General features: G+C 70.5%; 1 protein-coding gene. It reads left to right on the top strand.

Annotation, left to right across the window (positions count from 1 at the left end):
• Positions 1 to 1,884, top strand: a 1,884-nt coding sequence (locus tag AQI95_RS43965; protein ID WP_425264982.1) for an acyltransferase domain-containing protein, incomplete at both ends; no start/stop codon positions are given.

Here is a 1,884-nt window from a genome sequence, read left to right on the forward strand (position 1 = left end):
TACCGGTGGCGGCCTGGGTGCTGTCCGCGAAGGGCGAGGAGGCTGTGCGGGCGCAGGCTCGTCAGCTCCAGTCGTACCTGCTGGGCGCTCCTGAGCTGCGTCCGGTGGACGTGGCGTGGTCGCTGGTTTCTGGGCGGGCTTCGTTCGAGGACCGGGCGGCTGTGGTGGCTGCGGACCGTGAGGGTCTGCTGGCCGGGCTGGTCGCGCTCGCGGAGGGCCGCTCTGCGGCGGGTGTGTTCGGGGGCTCGCCGGTGGGCGGGAAGACCGCCTTCCTGTTCACCGGGCAGGGCAGCCAGCGGCTGGGGATGGGGCGCGAACTGTATGACGCCTACCCGGTCTACGCTGCCGCGTTCGACGCGGTGTGCGAGCGACTCGATCTGGATGTCCCGCTGAAGGACGTGCTGTTCGGGTCGGATGCGGCACTGCTGGACGAGACGCGGTTCACCCAGCCGGCGCTGTTCGCGGTTGAGGTGGCGCTGTTCCGGCTGGTCGAGTCGTGGGGTGTGCGGTCGGACTTCCTGGCTGGTCACTCGATCGGTGAGGTCGCGGCCGCGCATGTGGCGGGTGTGTTGTCGCTTGAGGACGCGTGTGTGCTGGTGGCGGCTCGTGGCCGTCTGATGCAGGCGCTGCCATCCGGTGGTGCGATGATCGCCGTCGAGGCGTCGGAGGACGAGGTCCTGCCGCTGCTGAGCGACCGCGTGAGCATTGCTGCGGTCAACGGCCCGCGGTCGCTGGTCGTTGCGGGTGACGAGGATGCTGCGCTCGCGGTCGTGGAGGCCTTCGCCGGTCGTAAGAGCAAGCGGCTCACGGTCAGTCATGCGTTCCACTCGCCGCACATGGACGGGATGCTGGAGGACTTCCGTGAGGTCGTGGCGGGGCTGGAGCTCAACGCCCCGCGCATCCCGGTCGTCTCCAACTTGACCGGCGCGCTGGTCACCGACGAGATGGGTTCGGCGGAGTTCTGGGTCCGGCACGTCCGCGAGGCCGTGCGCTTCCTGGACGGCGTCCGCTTCCTGGACGAGGCCGGGGTGACGACGTACCTGGAGCTGGGCCCGGGCGGCGTGCTCACCGCGATGGGCCAGGAGTGCGTGACGCGTGAAGGCACGGCCTTCGTGCCCGCTCTGCGGAACGGTCGCCCCGAGGCCGAGACCGTGGTCTCCGCCCTGGCTCTGGCGCATGTGCGGGGTGCGGACGTCGACTGGGCTGCGTTCTTCTCCGGCGCGGGTGCCGGTCGGGTGGAGCTGCCGACGTACGCCTTCCAGCGCCAGCGCTACTGGCTCCAGCTGACGGGCTCCGGTCGCAGTGTCGCGGGCCATGACGCGGACTCCCGCTTCTGGGACGCCGTGGAGCGCGAGGACCTGGAGTCGCTGGTCGGCACGCTGGACGTCGAGGACGAGGGCGCCTGGAGTTCCGTCCTGCCGGCGCTGTCGGCGTGGCGCCGCCGGGTACGGACCCAGTCCGAGGTGGACGGTTGGCGTTACCGGGTGTCGTGGAAGCCGCTGACGACGGTGTCTGCCGGTGTCCTGGATGGTGAGTGGCTGGTCGTGGTGCCTGCTGCGGGTGTGGATGACTCGGCTGTGGTGGAGGCGCTGGCTGGGTGTGGCGCTGGGGTGCGTCGGGTTGTGGTGGAGCCGGGTGCGGATCGTGCGGGGCTGGCCGAGTTGCTGGCTGGTGCTGGGTCTGTGGCTGGTGTGGTGTCGTTGCTGGCGCTGGATGAGGCTGCGGGTGTTCTGCCGACGGTGGCTTTGGTGCAGGCGCTCGGTGACGCCGGGGTGGGGGCGCCGTTGTGGTGTCTGACCCGTGGTGCTGTGGGCGTGGGTCGCTCCGATCGTCTGGTGTCTGCGGTTCAGGCGCAGGTGTGGGGTCTGGGTCGGGTGGCGGCTT

Source organism: Streptomyces yokosukanensis, assembly GCF_001514035.1.
In the GTDB taxonomy this organism is placed as follows: domain Bacteria; phylum Actinomycetota; class Actinomycetes; order Streptomycetales; family Streptomycetaceae; genus Streptomyces; species Streptomyces yokosukanensis.